The organism is Bordetella tumulicola (assembly GCF_054779135.1).
This window is the reverse complement of the sequence record NZ_BAAGYU010000006.1, coordinates 600,586-616,790: the sequence shown is the minus strand read 5'-3', so window position 1 is coordinate 616,790 and position 16,205 is coordinate 600,586. Positions and strand designations below refer to the sequence as shown.

The 16,205-nt window shown below is 59.2% G+C and carries 21 protein-coding genes and 1 pseudogene; 10 read left to right on the top strand and 12 right to left on the bottom strand.

The genetic code is table 11. The features are described from left to right. Positions 1-54: 54 nt before the first annotated feature. From ACYVDM_RS06860 to ACYVDM_RS06805, 12 genes and pseudogenes are all read right to left on the bottom strand, one after another. Positions 55-1,260: an MFS transporter gene (locus ACYVDM_RS06860; RefSeq protein WP_415791667.1), complete on the bottom strand. Its 1,206-nt coding sequence runs from the start codon at positions 1,258-1,260 to the stop codon at positions 55-57. A 1-nt stretch (position 1,261) separates the two neighbouring features. Further along, the gene (arsH, locus tag ACYVDM_RS06855; protein WP_415791665.1) at positions 1,262-2,002 is read right to left on the bottom strand and encodes an arsenical resistance protein ArsH; all 741 of its coding nucleotides are present in this window, start codon (positions 2,000-2,002) and stop codon (positions 1,262-1,264) included. Further along, complete coding sequence (gene arsC / locus ACYVDM_RS06850) at positions 1,980-2,402, bottom strand: arsenate reductase (glutaredoxin) (RefSeq protein ID WP_415791663.1); 423 nt, start codon at positions 2,400-2,402, stop codon at positions 1,980-1,982. The genes arsH and arsC overlap by 23 nt, the downstream gene beginning before the upstream one ends. 33 nt (positions 2,403-2,435) lie before the next feature. Next, on the bottom strand, positions 2,436-3,503 hold the full coding sequence (arsB, locus tag ACYVDM_RS06845) for an ACR3 family arsenite efflux transporter (RefSeq protein ID WP_415791661.1): 1,068 nt from the start codon (positions 3,501-3,503) through the stop codon (positions 2,436-2,438). A gap of 10 nt (positions 3,504-3,513) precedes the next feature. Next, on the bottom strand, positions 3,514-4,008 hold the full coding sequence (locus ACYVDM_RS06840; RefSeq protein WP_415791659.1) for an arsenate reductase ArsC: 495 nt from the start codon (positions 4,006-4,008) through the stop codon (positions 3,514-3,516). 15 nt (positions 4,009-4,023) lie between these two features. Continuing rightward, a complete protein-coding gene (locus ACYVDM_RS06835) occupies positions 4,024-4,350 on the bottom strand; it encodes an ArsR/SmtB family transcription factor (RefSeq protein ID WP_415791657.1) in 327 nt (108 codons plus the stop codon). A 170-nt stretch (positions 4,351-4,520) separates the two neighbouring features. Continuing rightward, positions 4,521-5,147, bottom strand: a complete 627-nt coding sequence (locus ACYVDM_RS06830; RefSeq protein WP_415791655.1) for a hypothetical protein — start codon at positions 5,145-5,147, stop codon at positions 4,521-4,523. Between the two features lie 35 nt (positions 5,148-5,182). Then, positions 5,183-5,902, bottom strand: coding sequence for a hypothetical protein (locus ACYVDM_RS06825; RefSeq protein WP_415791653.1), 720 nt, complete (start codon positions 5,900-5,902; stop codon positions 5,183-5,185). 477 nt (positions 5,903-6,379) lie between these two features. Further along, positions 6,380-6,970 carry a hypothetical protein gene (locus ACYVDM_RS06820; protein ID WP_415791651.1) on the bottom strand — a complete coding sequence of 197 codons (591 nt, stop codon included), beginning with the start codon at positions 6,968-6,970 and terminating at the stop codon, positions 6,380-6,382. A 61-nt stretch (positions 6,971-7,031) separates the two neighbouring features. Further along, the gene (locus tag ACYVDM_RS06815; protein ID WP_415791649.1) at positions 7,032-8,387 is read right to left on the bottom strand and encodes a tyrosine-type recombinase/integrase; all 1,356 of its coding nucleotides are present in this window, start codon (positions 8,385-8,387) and stop codon (positions 7,032-7,034) included. A gap of 283 nt (positions 8,388-8,670) precedes the next feature. Further along, a pseudogene (locus ACYVDM_RS06810) lies at positions 8,671-9,099 on the bottom strand (tyrosine-type recombinase/integrase); the annotation flags it as partial. Next, positions 9,096-9,275 carry a hypothetical protein gene (locus ACYVDM_RS06805; RefSeq protein WP_415791945.1) on the bottom strand — a complete coding sequence of 60 codons (180 nt, stop codon included), beginning with the start codon at positions 9,273-9,275 and terminating at the stop codon, positions 9,096-9,098. The gene ACYVDM_RS06805 and the pseudogene ACYVDM_RS06810, both read right to left, overlap by 4 nt. A gap of 60 nt (positions 9,276-9,335) precedes the next feature. Between ACYVDM_RS06805 and ACYVDM_RS06800 the strand changes: the two genes are divergently transcribed. From ACYVDM_RS06800 to sctR, 10 genes are read left to right on the top strand one after another with little or no spacing between them, the layout of a single operon-like run. Next, positions 9,336-9,968, top strand: coding sequence for a hypothetical protein (locus ACYVDM_RS06800; protein ID WP_415791647.1), 633 nt, complete (start codon positions 9,336-9,338; stop codon positions 9,966-9,968). A gap of 43 nt (positions 9,969-10,011) precedes the next feature. Beyond that, positions 10,012-10,221 carry a hypothetical protein gene (locus ACYVDM_RS06795; protein WP_415791645.1) on the top strand — a complete coding sequence of 70 codons (210 nt, stop codon included), beginning with the start codon at positions 10,012-10,014 and terminating at the stop codon, positions 10,219-10,221. A gap of 36 nt (positions 10,222-10,257) precedes the next feature. After that, positions 10,258-10,665 (top strand): hypothetical protein, encoded by a 408-nt coding sequence (locus ACYVDM_RS06790; protein ID WP_415791643.1) that lies wholly within the window; start codon positions 10,258-10,260, stop codon positions 10,663-10,665. Between the two features lie 3 nt (positions 10,666-10,668). After that, positions 10,669-11,448: a type III secretion system inner membrane ring lipoprotein SctJ gene (gene sctJ, locus ACYVDM_RS06785; RefSeq protein ID WP_415791641.1), complete on the top strand. Its 780-nt coding sequence runs from the start codon at positions 10,669-10,671 to the stop codon at positions 11,446-11,448. A gap of 2 nt (positions 11,449-11,450) precedes the next feature. Then, positions 11,451-12,113, top strand: a complete 663-nt coding sequence (locus tag ACYVDM_RS06780; protein ID WP_415791639.1) for a hypothetical protein — start codon at positions 11,451-11,453, stop codon at positions 12,111-12,113. Next, positions 12,110-12,712, top strand: coding sequence for a type III secretion system stator protein SctL (gene sctL / locus ACYVDM_RS06775; protein WP_415791637.1), 603 nt, complete (start codon positions 12,110-12,112; stop codon positions 12,710-12,712). The genes ACYVDM_RS06780 and sctL overlap by 4 nt, the downstream gene beginning before the upstream one ends. Next, positions 12,712-14,052 (top strand): FliI/YscN family ATPase, encoded by a 1,341-nt coding sequence (locus tag ACYVDM_RS06770; RefSeq protein ID WP_415791635.1) that lies wholly within the window; start codon positions 12,712-12,714, stop codon positions 14,050-14,052. The genes sctL and ACYVDM_RS06770 overlap by 1 nt, the downstream gene beginning before the upstream one ends. Continuing rightward, on the top strand, positions 14,049-14,531 hold the full coding sequence (locus ACYVDM_RS06765; protein ID WP_415791633.1) for a hypothetical protein: 483 nt from the start codon (positions 14,049-14,051) through the stop codon (positions 14,529-14,531). Before ACYVDM_RS06770 ends, ACYVDM_RS06765 begins: the two co-directional genes overlap by 4 nt. Then, positions 14,521-15,552, top strand: a complete 1,032-nt coding sequence (sctQ, locus tag ACYVDM_RS06760; protein ID WP_415791631.1) for a type III secretion system cytoplasmic ring protein SctQ — start codon at positions 14,521-14,523, stop codon at positions 15,550-15,552. Before ACYVDM_RS06765 ends, sctQ begins: the two co-directional genes overlap by 11 nt. Then, the gene (sctR, locus tag ACYVDM_RS06755; protein ID WP_415791629.1) at positions 15,545-16,201 is read left to right on the top strand and encodes a type III secretion system export apparatus subunit SctR; all 657 of its coding nucleotides are present in this window, start codon (positions 15,545-15,547) and stop codon (positions 16,199-16,201) included. Before sctQ ends, sctR begins: the two co-directional genes overlap by 8 nt. Positions 16,202-16,205: the final 4 nt, after the last annotated feature.

The following is a 16,205-nucleotide window of genomic DNA, read 5'->3' as shown; positions in this document are numbered from 1 at the left end:
AGAAATACGTCGATGCCATTTTGGCTTTCGTTTGAACAGCGCCCGTTAGGACAATCAGTGCCCAGCCTTGGCAATCGCTGCCGTATGACGAACGTCCGATGTGCCACGAAGAAGCAGAAGTGCAGCGAACGCAATGAGGCCCAGTCCGCTGGATAACCACAGTGCTCCGATTCCCCACCGGTTCAGGCAAAGCCCGAAGAGCCAAGGCGCCAACGCCTGCGTGATGCGAGCGGGAATCATCAACAGTCCTTGTCGCTCGCCATAGCCTTGTGGCCCGAACAGTGCCAATGGCAGCGTACCCTTGGCGATGGTCAAAATGCCGTTGCCTGCCCCATGAAAAATAACGAAGGCCGCAGCGGCGGGCGCGCCCAGTACCGCAAAGACTGCCGCGCCCAGCGGATGCATGAGGCTTGCCAGGCGCGCCGAAAACAAAGGGTGTACACGGCGAAGGATACCGAACTCCAGCAGCCGTGCGCCAACCTGAGCCGGCCCTACGAGCGCACCGGCGGCGACGGCTGCAGCAAGTGTCACCCCGCCGGCTGTCAATAAGTGCGGCAAATGAGCCGCCATCGCCGTGCTGATGAACCACGTCACAGCGAACACCACGGCGAGCAGTATCGACGCTCGCAATGAGCTGGAGCGCGAGGCAGGCTGCACAGTCTCGATGGGTGCCACGGACTTCTCGCTACGAGGCAGTGCGGCCGAAGGCAGCAAAGCATTCAGCGGCAACGCCAGCACGAGGTGCAGCATGGCCCAGATATAGCACGCGCCTCGCCAACCTATGTGCACTTCTAGAAAAGTGGATAGCGGCCACCCCACCGTGCTGGCAAACCCCGCGATGAGTGTAATGCCAGCAATCGCGTTGCGTGATTCGTGGCCATACAGACGAACCAACGATGCGAATGCCGCTTCGTAGAGTCCGCTCCCCATGCCGATGCCCAAGATCAGCCAGGCCGCGAAAAGTCCGACGAGGGTGTCGGCACTGCCGAGCCAACCCAGGCCGGCAGCAAAGATCACGTTGGTCGCCATCAGCACCGGCCTTCCACCCCACCGGTCAATGGCTCTGCCCGAGTAAGGCCCCAGCAATGCGGAGATCAACAAAGCGAAGGAGAACGCTGCGAAAATGGTGGGCGTTGTCACAGCCAAGTCCCGCGCCATGGGCTCGGCCAGCATGGCAGGCAGGTAGTATGAAGACGCCCACGCTAGCGTCTGGGTCGTGCCCAGTGCGGCAATCACGCCCGTGCGATTCGCAAGGCGCATGTTAGATAGCCCGTTGATTGACGCGCCTGGACAATTGCTCCGCGCTTTCCTTGCGCTCGCTATATCGATCCACCAAATAGGCGCTGGCATCGCGCGTCAGCAGCGTGAACTTGACGAGTTCTTCCATCACGTCAACGACGCGGTCGTAATAGCTGGACGGCTTCATGCGCCCAGCGTCATCGAATTCCAAGAACGCCTTGGGCAGCGAGGACTGGTTGGGGATGGTAACCATCCGCATCCAGCGGCCAAGGATCCGCATCTGATTGACGGCATTGAAGGACTGCGAGCCACCGGAGACTTCCATCACGGCGAGAGTCTTGCCCTGAGTGGGCCGCACTGCGCCCATCGAAAGGGGAATCCAGTCGATTTGTGCCTTCATGATCCCCGTCATTGCGCCGTGTCGCTCCGGCGATGTCCACACCATGCCTTCGGCCCATTGTGCGAGCGAACGGAGTTCCTGAACCTTCGGATCGGTCTCAGGAACGCTGTCTGGCAACGGCAGACCTGCGGGGTCGAATGTCCGGACCTCGGCGCCCAATGCTTCCAACATGCGGGCCGCTTCGCGCGTCAGCAGCCGACTGTACGAACGTTCGCGCAGGGATCCGTAGAGCATCAGAATGCGCGGCGCATGGGTCGATCGTTGAGCCGGTGCCAGCAGGCGCGCACAATCTGGAGTCTCGAACAATGAGGCATCCACATTGGGCAGGTCGAGCCGATGTTCAGACACGCTGCCCCCCCGCATTCACCACGGCCTGGCCATCCTCTTTCGTGAAGCTGCCTTGTTGCAGTTGCGGCAGGATATCCAATACCGCTTCCGACGGCCGGCAAAGCTTCGTGCCCAAGGGCGTCACCACGAATGGCCGGTTCATGAGGATGGGATGCTGTTGCATGAAATCGATCAGTTGATCATCTGTCCACTTCGAATCATTCAGCCCCAGCTCGTCATAGGGCGTGCCCTTGACGCGTAGCGCTTCACGCACCGTTAGCCCGGCGGCGGCAATCAAGGCCACCTGCGTTTCACGGCTCGGCGGCGTTTTCAGGTATTCGACAACGACAGGTTCCTCGCCGCTATTGCGAATCAGCGCCAGCGTATTGCGCGATGTGCCGCAGTCGGGGTTGTGATAGATCGTGACGTGGTTCATGCCATGGCCTCGCGGATGAAAGATAGTTTTGGGTCAGGTGCGTTCATACCAGCCGCGCGAGCGATTCACCACCTGAACGACCAGCAGCATGATCGGCACCTCGATGAGTACGCCTACCACGGTGGCGAGTGCTGCGCCGGAGTGAAAGCCAAACAAGCTGATGGCGGCTGCCACCGCCAGCTCGAAAAAGTTGGATGCGCCAATCAAAGCTGAGGGGCAGGCAATGCTGTGCTTTTCGCCAGCCCGGCGATTGAGCCAATACGCCAATCCGGAATTGAACAACACCTGGATCAGGATGGGCACCGCCAGCATGGCGATCACCAGCGGTTGCTGCAGAATGGCTTGGCCCTGGAAGGCGAACAGCAACACCAGGGTGAGCAACAGCGCAGCGATGGACAACGGTCCCATGCGCTCCATGGCCCGATCAAATGCGCCTTGTCCCTGGCGCAGCAATATGCGGCGCCACGCTTGAGCAATGACGACCGGGATCACGATGTACAGCACCACTGACGTGAGCAAAGTGTCCCACGGCACGGTGATTGAAGAAATGCCCAGCAGCAGACCAACCACCGGGGCGAAGGCGAACACCATGATGGTGTCGTTCAAGGCCACCTGCGACAGCGTGAACACAGGATCGCCGCCGGTCAGGCGGCTCCAGACGAAGACCATCGCTGTGCAAGGTGCCGCTGCCAGCAGAATCAGGCCGGCAACATAGCTGTCGAGTTGATCGGCCGGCAGCCAGTCGGCAAAGACATTTCGTATGAAAAGCCAGGCCAGAAAGGCCATCGAAAACGGCTTGACCGCCCAGTTAACGAACAAGGTCACGCCAATGCCGCGCCAGTGTTCCTTGACCTGGCCAAGCGCGCCGAAGTCCACCTTGACCAACATCGGTATGACCATGACCCAGATCAACAACCCCACGGGGAGGTTGACCTGCGCAAATTCCATACGGCCGATCGCCCGGAACACGTCGGGTGCGAACTGGCCGAACGCGATGCCGGCCACGATGCACAACAGCACCCATACCGTCAGATAGCGCTCAAAGACGCTCATCGACGGCATCGCCTGCACTGGGCAGATGGCGTTGCTTTGTACCGTCATCAGGTGCTCCTTATTGCTTGCCGATGCCATGCAGCTCTTTTTGGAGCGACATAGCATCGAGGCGTTGCAGCGGCAGATTCAGGAGAAGTTCGATGCGTCGCTTTAAGACAACCGCGGTGTCCAAAAAGGCCTTGAGCTGATGCTCCTCGGTGCCTTCAACGGCGGCCGGATCGGGCACACCCCAGTGCGCGGACATGGGCTTGCCTGGCCAGATGGGACAAACTTCGCCCGCCGCGTTGTCGCAAACGGTGAAGATGAAATCGAACTGCGGCGCATCGGGCTGAGTGAACTCATCCCAGCTCTTGCTACGGTAGCCTGTCGCCGGTAGACGCAGCCGCTCCAGCGCGGCGAGCGCGAGCGGATGCACAGCACCCTTTGGGTGACTACCTGCGGAATAAGCATGGAAGCGCCCGCCGCCTAAACCATTGAGCAAGCCCTCGGCCAGAATGGAACGCGCGGAATTGCCAGTGCAGATGAACAGCGCGTTATACGTCTTGTCGGTCATGAAAAGAAACCCCGGTCAGCAGGTTGTACACGTGGAGGATTCGGTGAGTTCACACACGCCGCCCTGGCAACAGTGCTCTGTCAGGTAGCCAAGTAGGCCGTTCATATGCGCGAAGTCGGCTCGGTAAATCAAATTGCGCCCTTGTTGTTCAATGGTCACCAAACCGGCATGAGATAGCTCTTTCAAATGAAAGGACAGCGCGTTGCGCGCAACGCCGAGTTGGTCCGCCAGCACGCTAGGTGTCAGACCCGCAGGCCCAGCGACCACGAGGGCGCGAAATGCTCGTAGGCGCTGCGTATGGGCTAGCGCTCCGAGGGCAGATATGGCTTGATCTTCTTTCATGATTCAATAGTACACCGTTTATTGAATCATCGATTGAATATTAGAACCGCTTTCGCCAAAAAGCGCGCCCTGTCGTGTAGGGCACCTCAAAAATCGATCGGTGGTTGATGACCTCGACAGCGCTGATCCGCAGGAGCACGCGGCCTTGCCGGCTGTGTAGCCAAACGCTGCTAGAAAGGAAGTTGAGTCGTTGCCGAGTGCCGAAGAAACATAGATGTGCCCCGCGCCCAGGGGTCTCCTCGCTGCGCGGCATATTGCAATGAAGCCATATCCTTGAGCTGCCAAGTCGGCAATTTGACCTCGCCGGTAGCTGCCTGATTTTCCTGTTGGCAGCGAGCCAGGAAATCGTCCATCCTACTCAAAATCTCCGCGTCAGAAACAAGCGTGACGTGCGGGTCGTAACGGATGACTGCCCGATAGCGCAGAAAGCGCGGCAACGGGGCAGCCAGGGACCATCGAACGAACGGTATCGGAACCGACGGATGGCTGGAATTTCGCGGAAGATAATGCGGCCCGACGTCGATCAGGGTTTTTCCAAGTTCTACCCAATAGTGTGAGGGCTCTTGGGAGTTGGGTTTTCCAAATCCTTGAAGCGTTGCCCTTTTACCATCAGGAGAAAGCGCCAGGCACAGAAACTCTCCCCCAACAATCTCGGGGCTCAAACCGGTTTCCTGCAAAAGCGAACGTAACCCAAACGCTGCGTACATGCAGCGCTTGTCAAAATCGTCAGGAAAGGCTGCGCGCAGTGCCTTATCCACGATCGCCATGCTGCGGGCAATGGGATCTTGTTTCGCCATGCTCAGCTCTCCGGCGGCACGTATCGTCAGCTGCGCTACTTGGACGATTGGCTGCCTTGGGCAGACGGGGTATTGCCGCTGCCCGACGTACTTTGAGGCGCGGCGGGGGCAGTCGTGGTGCTCTGCGCGGCCGGCGGGACTGGCGCCATGGTGCCGGCTGGCAGGCCTTTGGTCAACGGAGCTTCTGCCGAGCCACCAGTCATTTTTTGCATCATCGCGCTCGGCAATCCATCCTGAGCAAAACTCTTTGTTCCAGCCATAGCATTCGCCTTATTTAGATTAATTGCGACAAAGATCGAGGTGAAGACCAGCGCCAAAATAAACGCCGCTCCAGAGATGAGGTTGAACCACTTCGTGCATCGATCGCACCAGGATTGTCTGTTCAAGTAGCATTCATTCCCCTCCAGATAATACTTTTCTGCGTACTGGATAGACAGCGTCTGTGCCTTATAGCTGACCAAGAACGATACAGTAGTCAGCGCCGTGGAAAGCACGAACAGCGCCCAGGAACCGTACAGCAGATATGGCATTGTCGCTGTACGGATAGGGATGAAATCCTTGAGGAAAGCTAGCGACAGGGCCAGTCCGCCACTCGAATACGTCAAGATGGATTTGTCGAAGTTCTCGGAACTCGATAGCTGCCGCTTTTTTGCATCATCTAGGAACGCTTTATATAGCGTCTGCGCCGCCTCTGAGGGGGTGTACGAATTTTGGGGCGGCGTGGCAGGTCCACCGCTGGAGCTTTGGGAACTCACGGTTGTTACTTGCCCGATCCGCCGCCTGTCTTCGGCGGTACTGGTGGCATGTGGGAGGTGGGGACCCCGCCTTTGATCGTAATTCTCCCCGGTGGACGAGTGCCGCTTGGCTTGGCCACGGGAGGTGGCGTGCTTGGATTAGAGTTTTTAGTGGTAGCCATGCGGGATCGCCTAGAATAAGAGTAGGGTTCGGGGACTGTCGGCACTTGTATCGTTTACAGGTGCAACATTATCCTACGTACATCCAGGGTTTTGCATGCCCTTCGTGCGGGCGATTGAGTCATTTGGTGGCGGAAAGCGGGCGGTTGACCCATTGCTCAAAATTGAGTAAGCTACTGGCAGATAGATGTATCGGGGCCTGAAAAGGCGTCTATCTGCCCCCTGGCAACAGGGTCCAGCCGTGCTGGTATCAAGAGCTCCCGCGACATATGAGGCCCCGTTCTACGGGGCCTCGCCTTTTTCAGCCCTGCAGCGGCGCTATCGGCGGTGATGGCCGGGGTCGCGCAGCGGTTCCCCTCGGAACACCTTGGCGGCCATGACATGGAAACGTACACGGCCCTTGCGCTCATGGGGTACGCCTGGTCCGGGCGTGCCGTATGCACGGACATAGGCGCTTTCGACCACCATGCGCAGGGTATCCCCGCCATGCCGGCGTAGCTGAAAGTAGATTTCGTAATCCACCTCTTGGCCCCGGTCGTCGATGGCACGAATGACCAGCCAGTTCCCGTATCCGGTGAAATTGCAGTAGTGCCCATCGAGCGTGCGCATCAGTTCGGGCAGGGACTGCGACCAGCGGTAGCGGTCGAAGCAGAACACGCGTGGCATGTCCCGATGGTCGAGAATCCGGCGGTCGTGGCCCAGGACGTCGAAGTCGAGGATTTCGTCTTCCTTCGAGCCGAACGACACGCAATGCGAGGTGAATTCCACCTCGATACGCAGCGTCAAGGCTGGGTAGCGCGGGGTCGCCGCGATGGCCAGCTCGAAGGTGGGCCCGCGCATGTGCGTGAGGTCGTAGCGCGTACCCGCGACCTCGATGAAGCCTTGCCGCAAATAGCGAATCCACTTCATCGTGCTGTCGCCGTGTCGAGACTTTCCGGGCGCGGGACTATCTGAACCTGTAAGCCGTTCGTCATGCTGCGACCAGAGCCGATTCCTGGAGTGCGCTAGTTTCCCCGGCGGGCAAGGAAGTGCCCCCCGATGGTGCGGCACGGCGCGCCGCTTCCTCCGCAGCGGTATTCTCGATGAAGTCCGCGACGGTTTGCCAGCCGGCTCGCAACTGCGCCTCACCCTTGCCGACATAGTGGCCTAGGGTCACGTCATTGTTGGCGGCGTGGTTGATCATCCGCTTGAGTACGCCGCCGGACACCAGCTCTTCGGCCACGGTCGTAAAGGTCGCACGCATGTCATGCCCCTGCACGGTCGTACCCACCTGCTTGTTGATCCAAGCCAACGTCTTGCGGGCATCAACGATGGGGAACAATCGGTCATCGGGCTTGCGCCCTTTGCAAGCTTCCTCGGCGATCGCCAGCGCCTGCCGCGATAGCAGCAACACATGGTCGGTCCGGTTCTTGGTGTCTCGTAGCAGCACGCGGCCGGCCCTGAGGTCCACATCGCGCACCAGGATCGGTTCGTAATCGTATTTCTTCTCGCCGTGGATCTCGATACCACGGCAGCCCGTGAGCAATTGGAAGCGGTAGTAGTTCGCCGCCACGCGACGCGGGGACGCGCAGGCCGCCAGCCACCAGGCGCCGAGCTTTTCCGCGGGAATCGGTGTTGGATTGCCACGGGGCCCGGCAATCACGATCCGGTCCCGCCCTGCAGTTTCCTGGCTCAGAGGGCTATTGGGAACGTTGACTCCGTGCCAGCGCAAGACCGCGCGCAAGACCTGCATGGCGTAGTCCGCCCGGCGCTTGGCCCGTTTCAGCAGGTTGTTATAGACGTCCCAGATGTCCTTCGCAGTGATCTCGGGCATGAGTTTCTCGGCCAGAGGCATAAGTTCGCCGTCGGCGAATTTTCTGCCGTTCTTGGCGACCTTGCCCGGCTCGATCATGGCCACATATTCCGCCTTGGTGCGCGCCTTGAGCGACAAGCCATCTTTGGCCCGGCGCTTTTTCTCGACGTACTCGCGGATGCCTTCGGCCAACGTCAGGGCGTTCGAGGCCGCCGACTGTGTCTGGGTTTCAGCCTCGGCGCGCCGCCGGGCTTCTTCCTCGGCGGGCCAGTCGATGCCGGCGCGGGCCAGAGCACGGATGCGTTGCCCCTCGGCGCAGGCGTCGGCCAGCTTGATCTGGGCAGGGCCGTCCCCGTACTCCCGGGGCAGCGTGTATTGACGCTCTTCCTCCATGCCGCGCACGGTGTAGCGGATCAGGACGGTACGCAAGCCGTCGGGTGCGATACGGAGTTGCACGCCACGATCTAGCGTGATCTTGTACGACTTGTTTTTGGGCTTGTGAGCCTCGATAGCGCGGTAGGTCAGAACAGGCATAGGGATGGTCTCCAGGTCCGAGCGGAACGCTAGTGGCGGCCTCCTGGTCACCTCATCAGCACCTTCCGTGTCCGAACTGTGTCCGAAAAATCCGAAGATTTCGTACCATTAAATGAGACCATAAAAAACAAGAATTCACAATAACTAATTGATTTTAAATAGAATTATTCGTCTCATGCGGTGTCGTGAAATCTCACAAAATACGGATTATTGGGACTCTTAATCCGTAGGTCGAGTGTTCGAGCCACTCACAGCCCACCAGAATTCTATTGTTATCAAACACTTACGCCACTTCTTCGGAGTGGCGTTTTGTTTTTGTGCTTGAGTCTTGACCAAATCCTGACTGAAAAATCCGCTGGTCAACTTTTCCTCTTCCTTGACCAGCTGTCTCAAGGACGTTCACTGTTCGGGCGCGAGGCGCAATGTGACTCGGGGCAAGGTGTGCATGCTTTTGCACCATTGCAATGGTCTCCCAGCCCCCGAACTCCTTAAGAATCATCAGTGGTGTCCCGCGCTGGACGTGCCAACTCGCCCAAGTATGGCGGAGGTCATGCCAGTGAAAATCCTCAATGCCAATGGCCTTGCAAGCATGACTAAAGTCTCGTCTGTTGTTTTGTTCGATTCGAGTCGATAAATCTTCTCTTCTTGTGAAGGCCCATCGCTCGGCGGTCTTCAAGCTGCGCTCGAATACTGCCAGAGCACCGTCATTCAGAGCGCTTTGAAAATGAGCTTCTTGCGGTTCTCCGCCATACCAACGTGGAGAGTACCGTGCATGGAACATACCTGAGTTAACGTGGCGACCACGTCGTCGTTACGCAGATTTCGGCCGACGTAGATGGCGAGTTTCGAAATCAATGGGTTGAAATATTTACTATCGGCCGTCTGCATGCAATGTGCTTGTCACTATTGAATTCAATAATGGACGCCGTTGGGTGTAGGAGTCGTGCGATGCAAAGGGCAGGCATATTCCGCTTTTTCGGTGTTCGCATGGCGCTGCTTGGTGCTGTGCTGAGCATCGGGCTGGGTTGTGCGTCTGCCCATGCTGTGACTCAGATCGGCATGTTGAATCAACCTTATCCGTATCTGGTGATCGAGCAGGACTTGCGGATCGTACTGAGCGAGTTCGGGCGCAATCTGGGCATCGAAACGAAGGTGTCGCCGAATGTCGGCGGTGTGGTGCGTGGTATGCGACATGTCGATAGCGCTGATGCGTTTCTGCGTAGCTTGGCCGACGCCCACGATTTGGTCTGGTATATGGATAGAAATACGCTGTTTGTCAGTACCCGGAAAGAAAACAGCACGGAGCTGCTGCCAGTGCCGTCGATGAAGGCGGAACAACGCCAGGCGTTGGCGAGCGAATGGTCGAGGCAAGGGGCGGGTATCAACATCGTATTGGATGACCGGTCGCCAGCGCTAGTTGTGACGGGGCCGACATCCTTTCGTGAACTTATTGCAGCCGTAGTGAATAGTCGGCGCGTGACCAGTAGTCCTGGCCTGGCCCTTAGCCACAGCCAGGGCGTAGCGGAGATTACGGTGTATCGGGGCAAGGCCGGTCGCCAGCGAGTCATGGTCTCCAGGTGAGGCCGGGTGTGTTTTGTCATGCAACGTTTTCAGGAGCAAGAATATGTCAGTGATGCCAGTTGATTCCGCAGCGGTACCTAATGCGCCAGCGGAAGCCTCGTTCGACGTCGCCGTTCAGAATGCCCAAGCAAATTCTTCAGAAGATCAGGCACGGCTGGACGAAGCGATGCTGACGGGCGTGGTGGCGCTGGCCCAGACCATCATTATGCCCCGTATGAACGAGATGCTCAGCGAAGCCCAGTCCGATGAGTGATCTCTCGGTTTGGGGTAAGGTAAAAGAGAGCAGATAATGGATTTGCCGAGCGCTTCTGGCGTCGCCCTGGACGTTTCCGTGCATCAGGGCGGCGCGCATCCTGCGTCGCAGGACTTGTTCGAAGTCATGGCCCTGCAGGCACGTGACCGACATCTTTCAAGTGTTGGTGAGATCGGCCAGGTGGTGGCTAAGTATCTCGATGGGTATCTGGAACGAGCCAGCCTAGCCTCGTCGCGGGTGGAGCACGTGGCGGGTAGTCACGACCGCGTGTACGCCATGCCAAAAACCGAGGCCGCGAATACGGGTCAGGAGACAGATCAGAGGGTGATGACCGCGCTGGATGCTCTGAATCGCATGTTCGATTATTCCATCGAGACCCAGGTTGTCGTCCGCAGCGCAACCCAGGTTTCCGGCGCCGCTAATACTCTGATTCGAGGCCAATGACTCGTGTTCGATTTGATCGGTTGGCGCACTTTGCGCACGGTTGCCTTGGTCATGTGCGTCTTGATTTTGCAGGCTTGCAAAACGGAGCTGTATTCGGGCCTGAATGAGCGGCAAGCCAATCAGATGATTTCCGTACTGATGAAGCATGGCATCGAAGCCAGGCGGGAAAGCACCAAGGACGGCAGTCTGACCGTGATGGTCGATGAAGAGCGCTTTGCATCGGCCGTGCAGGTGCTAGAGGCCGCCGGCCTACCCCAGGCCCATTTCGATTCCCTGGGGGATGTCTTCAAAGGCAACGGTCTGGTGGCTTCGCCTATTCAGGAACGGGCGCAACTGGTCTATGCCATGAGCCAGGAGCTCTCCAATACTGTGGCTCAGGTAGACGGCATCCGTACCGCCCGGGTGCATGTGGACTTGCCGGATACGGATTTGCGGAGTAAGGAGACGCGTCCGGCGTCCGCCGCCGTATTTGTTCGCTATGAGGCGAGCGTAGATGTCGAGCCCTTGATTCCGAAGATCAAGTCGCTGGTGGCGGGGAGCATTTCCGGGCTGGACTACGAGCGGGTGTCGGTGATTCCAGTGGCGGTGTCCGTCGAGGAAATCGCAGCCGAGCCCAAGATGGCTAGTTGGCTGGGGGTGCCCGTGCCTGAGCATAGCGTCGGCAGGCTCGCCCAGTGGTCGCTGCTGATCTGGCTCTTGGCAGCCATCGTGGCTGGCGGCGGGACATGGTGGTTCATGACCCGGTCTGCCAGAGGGACGCGTATCTATCGCCAAGCGTCGTGATCATGGCGAAGACGACGACGCCTACCGGCGAGTGGGAACGATTTCAAAAAAACCCGTTGCCGGGTGTGCACGTGGCAAATTTGACGCGGTGTTTGGCGCCCATCCAGATCCAGGATGAATCGCTGCTACGGCAGGTCTTCGCGGTGGAGCCGTTCAGGTCGTCGCTCGTCGATTTGCTGCGCCAAACACTGGGCGTAAAGCCGTTGGCGGAGTTGGCCGTCGCGCCCGAGGAAGCCGGTTTGGCGGCTCTGGACGTGGCGGGCTGGGAACGGGCAGCCGGTGCCTGCGGCCTGATGTTCTGGTCGCAGGCGTTGGCGCGCGAATTGCGGGCGCCTGTGCTCAGATCGCTGGAAACGTATTTTGGCGCGTCGTGGTGGCGATGGGTGGAGTTGGGCCAGGATCTGGCTGACGATACGGCCTCGGCCGCGCAGGTTCGACGCCGGCCGGATACCGCCCAAGAGTGGATATCCGGGATCTGCGATGTGGGTTTTGCTGTGCTGGATACCAAGGTCTCGTTGCTGGACGAGGACCTGGCGGCATGGGTGCATTTGAAGCAGCCGCTGAGTTTGGATGGGGCGGGCGTGGATGGTATCTGGCATGTCGATGAGAAATCGGCTGTGGCGCTCGTCGAGGTCCTGAATCGTAATCTGCGAGAGTCTTCATGAGTGCGAATGTTCCAGCGGTTCGAGAAGATGCCTTGATCGTGCGTGCCGAAAGTTTGGCCGCATGGCGCGAGGGCGAACGCTTTCTCGAACAGGCCAGGCAAGAAGCGGACACGATACGAAGCGAAGCCCTTGCGCAAGCGGAGACCTTGCGCGAACAAGCCTGGCACGAGGGCTATGAAAGCGGCCAGCGTGCCGCGATGGACGAGGCGGCGGAATTGGCGCTACGGATTTCGGCCGAGCGGGAGTCGTATAAGACCGAGTTGGAACCGCATCTGGTACGGGTGATCGATACCGCGCTCAGAAAAATCCTCGATGGCATACCTGATCAGGACCTCGTCATGTTTGCCGCGCGTAAGGCTATCGGCGAATTGAGAGAGTCCGGCAGGTTCACCTTGAGGGTGGCGCCGGGGATGGCCGCGATTCTCGGCGAAGAGGCCATGCACCATCTGGCCCGTGCGGTCGTGCTGCGTGCAGATGATTCCTTACAGGAATCGCAATGCTTTCTGGAAACGCCGGCGGGCATCATCGAGTTGACGCCGCACGCCCAATGGGAGCGTATTCTCAAGGCACTACCTCGCGCCGGCGAGGAGAATAAGTAATGGTAGGACTGACACGGGATGACGCGGACCCCCTGCATCACATTCATGCCGCCATGCAAGGGGTCGACACCCGTCCCAGGCAAGGAAAAGTCCAGGAAATACGTGGGCTGACCATCCGAGCCTGGCTACCTGGGGCAACGCTGGGTGAATTCTGCAGTATCGAGCCGAGCATGCCCGAATATGCACCGGTTCCCGCGGAAGTTGTGGGTTTCGCGGATGAGCTGGCCTGGTTGGCGCCGATGGCCAAGGCAAACGGCATCAGCGCCGGTTGCCCTGTGTACCGGACGTCGCGGGGGTTCTCCATTGCGGTGGGCCAGTCGCTGCTGGGCACGGCCATCGATGCGTTCGGACACAACCTGGATCCGCGGGCGCCGCACCGCGTAGGCGAGATGGTCCTGCGCTCTGTTCATGGCACAGCGCCGGCGGCGATAGAGCGCCAACGCATCAGCGAGCCTTTTCCATTGGGCATCCGGGCCATCGATGGGCTCTTGACCGTGGGCCGAGGTCAGCGGGTGGCCATCCTGGGTGAGGCCGGCGCAGGCAAGTCTTCGCTGCTTGCCTCTATGTTGGCGGGCGCGCAGACCGATGTCATCGTGCTGGCGCTGATCGGCGAACGGGGCCGTGAAGTCCGGGAATGGCTGGAAGATGCAATGAGCCAGGACACCCGCGCTCGCACGGTTACCGTCGTGGCGACTTCGGATAAATCGGCCCTGGAACGGGTTAAGGCGGCCGAGACGGCCACTTGCGTGGCGGAGTATTTCCGGGATACCGGCAAGCACGTCCTGTTGATGGTCGATAGTGTGACGCGGTATGCGCGCGCGCGTCGCGAAATTGGTCTGGCCGTGGGCGAACCGCCCACACGTCGGGGATTTCCGCCTTCGTTGTTTGCAGCATTGCCGGAACTGCTCGAGCGTGCCGGTCCGGGCGTGCGCGGCAGCATCACCGGCATTTACACGGTGCTGGTTGAAAGTGACGGCGAAGCCGATCCCGTCGCAGAGGAGGTCACCTCTATCGTCGACGGGCACATCGTGCTTGATGCTCAGTTGGCGCGCAGGAACCGGTTTCCGGCGATCGACATCCTGCGCAGCCGAAGCCGTCTGATGCACAAGGTCGTACAGAACCGGCACGGCAATGCGGCCGCGCAGGTGCGCGACTTGATGGCGCGCTATGCGCAAGTGGAATTGCTTATCCGGCTGGGCGAATACGCTGCCGGCACGGATGCACAGACCGACGTCGCGATCCAGCGCCACGAGGCGATAGAGAGCTTCCTGTGCCAGGACATGAAAACGGTATCCAGTTTTTCCGAGACGCGCAGCCGCTTGATGGAGTTGATGGCGTGAGTACGGAACTGAAGAAAATCCTTACTGTGAAGGAAATTCGTCTCCGGCGCGAGGAGCGGCTGCTGTATTTGAAGAGTCTTCAGGCCAGGCAGTGCGAACGCGTCGAGCAGGAGTTCCTGGACGAGAGCCATCGTTCCGAGGAAACGATGGTTTCGATACAGCAACGAAAGCATGAGCGTTGGCAGGAGCTGTTCAGTGAACCTTTCGATAGCCGGAAAATCATGCATGCTCACGATCAGGATAGTGACGATGCGTGGCAAGTAGTGCAGATGGAGGTTTCGTTACAGAACCTGAAAGGCAAGTTGGCGGAGGTGCAAGCGGAGCTCGATCACCTTACGGCGAATCACGCGCAATGTGCGCGCAAGCTGGAGGCCTGCAACGAGTTGGCGGCCTGGCATGGCCGTCGGCAGTCCAGACGTAATGCGTTGCGCGAGGAGTTCTTGGCCGACGAACTGCAGGGGGCGCGCCATGGCCGTTGATGTTGCCATTCCGGTGGTGCCGCTCTGGCAAGAGCTACCCATATGCGACCCGGCCGCGTTGCAAGGCGGCGTGGCATTGTCGCCGCTGGTATTCAGTCTATTTGACGAGTCGATCACATTCAATTTGCGCGAGGTGCAGCAGACTCCACCGGCCGATGCGTGCTGCGTGGCGCTTGAGGTGGATGGCGCGTACGGTCGCTTGTTTGCCGACGCCAAATGGCTGGATGGCGCATGCCTGCGGGCCGGCGTGTCCCGCCCGCGCCAAACGCCGTGGCCCGAGATCGCGCCGCCGCTGCGGGTCTTTCTACTGTCCTGGGCGATGGCCAATGTGCTGTCACGTTTGAAGGCCGTGTGCGGCCATGACTTCGTGCTGTCGCCCAAGGACGGGCACCGGAATGCCGCCGTCGGTCTTCGCCGTGTGGCCTTGTTTCCTGACGGCGCCGACGAGTCGCAGGGCGCCTTGATATGGCTGGATTTGCCCGACGCCACAGTGAGCCGCCTGCCGCGCGAGCAGGCTCAAGAGGAAGTCTGGCAGCGTGTGCCTATCCTGGCGGCGCTTCAGGCCGGGCGGCAGATGCTGAGCCTGGTGCAGTTGAGTTCCTTGCGGCCGGGGGATGTCGTGCTGTTGAGCCGGCCGTTGGATGGGCTGCATTTGGCTGTAGCGCCCTCCCTGCTGGCTGATGTTCGCGAGCAGGATGGCGGTTATGTCATCGGCAGCGCTTGGTATATCGATGAACGAAGAGAGGTTTCCGTGGAAGAAATCAATGTCGAAACGGAAGCAGTTCCGTCCGTGATGTTGGATCAATTGACCGTGCCGGTAGTGTGTGAAGTCGGCCGCCTTGCCATGAGCATGGCGGATCTGAAGGCCCTCAAACCGGGGTCGGTGCTGCCGATGAGCCGGCGGGCTGACCAGGCGGTAGACCTGATGGTGAATGGGCAGAAGATCGGGCAAGGAGAGTTAGTACGGTTAGACGATGTGCTCGGTGTCCGGGTAACGAGGCTGGCAGATTCAAATGGCTGAGTATCAGCCGAATCTGGGCGTCATCATCCTATTGGTGGCAACGGTAGGGCTACTGCCGCTGTTCATCGTGACGATGACAGGGTTCTTGAAAATTTCTGTTGTGCTGTTTCTGATCCGCAATGCACTGGGTGTGCAGCAGACGCCGCCGAACCTGGTGCTCTACGGTATTGCTCTTATCCTGGCCTGCTACGTCACCGCACCTCTGATCGGCGAGATCAGCCATCAGTTCCAGGGGGTGCAGATACAGCTTAATTCCATGGAAGACTTGACCGATATCGCTAGCCGCGTGCGCGGACCCTTGCAGACACACCTCGCCAGATATGCCTCGACCGAAGAAAGGGAGTTCTTCCTGAACGCGACCGAGGGGTTATGGTCTGAACAGGCGCGTCAGAATTTGCGCGACGACGACCTGGTTGTGTTGGTGCCCGCCTTCGTCGGTTCCGAACTGGCCAGGGCGTTCGAAATTGGCTTTCTGTTGTACATCCCGTTTCTGGTCATTGATTTGATCGTGTCCAACATACTGATGGCCATGGGCATGATGATGGTGTCGCCCGCCCTGATCTCCGTTCCACTGAAAATATTTCTGTTCGTTATCGTGGACGGATGGTCGCGTCTGATGCATGGATTGATCGTCAGCTATGGAGGTTGAACGG